The sequence below is a fragment of the Pedobacter sp. 01T416_2 genome, from assembly GCF_056398925.1.
In genome coordinates this window covers 1-3,018 of record NZ_JBFTQI010000717.1, presented here as the reverse complement: position 1 = coordinate 3,018, position 3,018 = coordinate 1, and the positions used below count along the sequence as shown (strand labels likewise).

Sequence of the window (3,018 nt, the reverse complement as noted above, 5' to 3'; positions counted from 1 at the left end):
GGGTGAAGGCGTTCAGCACATTGCTGTGGCCACTAAAGATATTGTTAAAACAGTTAAAGAACTGAAAGCACGTGGGGTGGAGTTTTTAAGTGCACCACCAGAGGCCTATTACGACATGATGCCGCAACGCGTAGGTAAAATTGATGAAGAAATAGCATTGCTAGAAAGCCTGGGCATTTTGGTCGATTGTGATGAAGAAGGCTATTTACTACAGATTTTCACAAAACCAGTTGAAGACCGCCCTACCCTGTTCTTCGAAATTATTCAGCGTAAAGGTGCACAAAGTTTTGGTGCGGGCAACTTTAAAGCCTTATTTGAATCGTTAGAACGCGAACAGGAATTAAGAGGTAATCTGTAACACTACCTAATTAACAAGGCAATCAGAATATCTGGCTGCCTTGTTAATTTTATTATTTAATGAAGTCCTTCGACAGGCTCAGGATGACAATACTATTTTTGTACTGGCACTCCTTCTATTCTTTTAGAAATTATATTTAAGGATTTGGCAATCTGCATTCTGCGAAGTAGCTGAATTTTGTACTTACGGTTTGGCCATTTTTGATGGCTGCATTCCATTTTGGGCAGTCTTTTATTACCTTTTTCACTATTTCATCCAAGCCAAAACCTAAACCTCTTACTATTTTAACGTCTCTAACATCGCCATCATAATCTATTTTAAAACTAAAGTATACTTTTCCTTCTACTTTGTTTTTTAATGCTTCTTCTGAGTATTTAATGTTTTCAGAGAAATATGCCTGAAGTGCTTTATATCCTCCCGGGAAATTAGGTGGTGTGTCTACTTCTTCAATCTTATACGTAGAATTGTCAGGTACAGTTTGCTTATGAGGGCTACCCATCGACATAATATTCAAACCATTTAACTTAATATAATCAGCTGGAATAATTGGTTTTTCTTGCACCAATGTATTTTGTTTGTTTTCCATTTGAAATACAACATCAATGCAATATTTCCCATTTATGGTTTTGGACAGTCCTGTGTAAGCGGAAATTAAATTTTTAACGTTTTCACTCAGCCCTTCCAAATTTAAAACAGTTTCTACGTTTAGTATTTGGCCGTTTTCCACTTGAAAAAGAAAAGTAGTTGTTCCCTGTAAATTACTAAATAATGCTTTAGAAGGATATGGCACTTTAGCGGCCAAATATTTATAAAGACCTACGAACTGACTTTTTTGCTGTTCTTTTTCCGAATCAGATACATTTTGAGCAAATATTGGTAAAGATGTGATTAACAGGATGGATAGTACACTTAAAGTGAAGAGTTTACGGTAATTCATTGTTATTTTTTTAAAACGTAAATATATCATTTCATTTATTGTCTGTTAAAACTTTTCAAATAATATTATTGACGAATAATTCTTTAAATTTAAATACACACAAATATTTAAACCTTAAAGAATTATGAAAACAAAACTAATGCTGGCCTTATTGCTGGCTGCATCCATTAATGGCTTCACCCAAACAAAAGCCGAAACTGTTAAAAACATCAACCAACTATTAGCAAAAGCTATAGGCGGAACCGATCGTATTTTACGTAAGGGAATAGAAACCACGTTTACAATTACAGCAAATTCATTTTATATTGATGAAGAAATGAATTATGGAGTTTTTACAGTTGGAAAAAGCTTTGCCAGTTCGGATAATGCCAAAGAAGAAACCACCAACAAATCGCAAATAAACGTCTGGAAAGGCTTCAAAGTTAGCTTGGAACAGACCAGCACAAAAATCAAATCAATCTATCCGGTTTTTGACAAAGGCGAAGATGAGCCCGATAACGATAAAAATGGAATTAGATATTATTGTTTAGCTGGTGATGAAGAAAAATTGGTAGCGGCATTAACGCATCTGCAAGGGATCTATTCGAGAAAACAATAAACTTAATAAGCCAAAAGCCAGGAAGATATTGCTGGCTTTTCATTTTTATTTTCGCGACGTAACATAAGCAGGACTATAGCGATAAGGTTTAGTTTTCTTCACTAAAACTTCATAATTGAAGTGCACCTTTGAAATAACAAAACACGAAGCGATTTCAATTTTGTTAAATTCTAAAAACTCATAATTAGTTTTTTAGTTTTCCGGTTACCCTTATCTGATACCTCATGTATTGCAAAATACATGAGGTTTTTTTATGGAAAATTACTCGGTACTTTCTTTAAGCATTTGATAAAGATCTGTTGCACCTCCATCAAATTTAGTCCCGTTTACATAAAATGAAGGCGTTCCGTTTACACCACTTCGTACACCACTATCAAAATCATCTTCTATTTTCCTTTTGATATCTTCAGAGACGCTGTCTTGCTGAAACTGCTCCAGATCTAAACCAATCGTTTCAGCCAATTCGTCGAACAGCTCGCCATCTAAACGGTATTGATTTTCGTAAAGTGCATCGTGCATTTCCCAAAACTTACCTTGTAAACCTGCCGCTTCTGCAGCAATAGCAGCCGGAAAAGCAAACTCATGGGCATTCGCCAAAGGAAAATGACGGAAGATAAATTTGATCTGATGGCCAAATGTTTCTTCAATTTCCTTCATAATCGGGTAGGCATTACCACAATATGGACATTGATAATCGCCAAATTCGACAATGGTTACACTCGCTGAATCATCACCTTGGATGTGATCCTGATTGTTTACCTCAGGTTTTAAAGTACTCATAGCTTATTTCTTATCTAATTCCTCCAATGCGTCTAAAATTCCGTCAGCGCCAGGGTTAACGGCTATTGGCGACAAATAACTCCAGGCAATTTTTCCTTCTTTATCTATAACAAAAAGTGCCCTTTTGCTTTCGCCAAGTTCTTCATCGTATACACCATAAGCTTTTGACACTGCGCCTTTTGGTTCAAAATCGGCCAAAAGTGGAAAATGCAGTTTTCTATTCTCTTCAAAAGCGAGGTGGCACCAAACACTATCAACAGAAACACCAAAAATCTGTGCATCATACTTGTTAAAATATTTTAGCATTTCGTTATAAAGTGCCATTTGGTCGCTGCATACTGGGCT

At 36.0% G+C, this 3,018-nt stretch carries 5 protein-coding genes; 2 read left to right on the top strand and 3 right to left on the bottom strand.

Annotation, left to right across the window (positions count from 1 at the left end; all coding sequences use genetic code 11):
* Positions 1-358, top strand: a 358-nt coding sequence (locus AC1DPQ_RS22990; RefSeq protein ID WP_477610989.1) for a VOC family protein, incomplete at its 5' end; no start/stop codon positions are given.
* A gap of 136 nt (positions 359-494) precedes the next feature.
* On the opposite strand, the gene AC1DPQ_RS22985 is transcribed toward AC1DPQ_RS22990, so the two are convergent.
* Positions 495-1,295: an energy transducer TonB gene (locus AC1DPQ_RS22985; protein ID WP_477610988.1), complete on the bottom strand. Its 801-nt coding sequence runs from the start codon at positions 1,293-1,295 to the stop codon at positions 495-497.
* A 124-nt stretch (positions 1,296-1,419) separates the two neighbouring features.
* Between AC1DPQ_RS22985 and AC1DPQ_RS22980 the strand changes: the two genes are divergently transcribed.
* Complete coding sequence (locus AC1DPQ_RS22980) at positions 1,420-1,893, top strand: hypothetical protein (protein ID WP_477584281.1); 474 nt, start codon at positions 1,420-1,422, stop codon at positions 1,891-1,893.
* Positions 1,894-2,154: 261 nt separating this feature from the next.
* Here the strand turns inward: AC1DPQ_RS22980 and AC1DPQ_RS22975 are convergent, their stop codons facing one another.
* The gene (locus AC1DPQ_RS22975; RefSeq protein WP_477584279.1) at positions 2,155-2,673 is read right to left on the bottom strand and encodes a DsbA family protein; all 519 of its coding nucleotides are present in this window, start codon (positions 2,671-2,673) and stop codon (positions 2,155-2,157) included.
* A 3-nt stretch (positions 2,674-2,676) separates the two neighbouring features.
* On the bottom strand, positions 2,677-3,018 hold a 342-nt coding region (locus AC1DPQ_RS22970; protein ID WP_477610987.1), incomplete at its 5' end, for a redoxin domain-containing protein.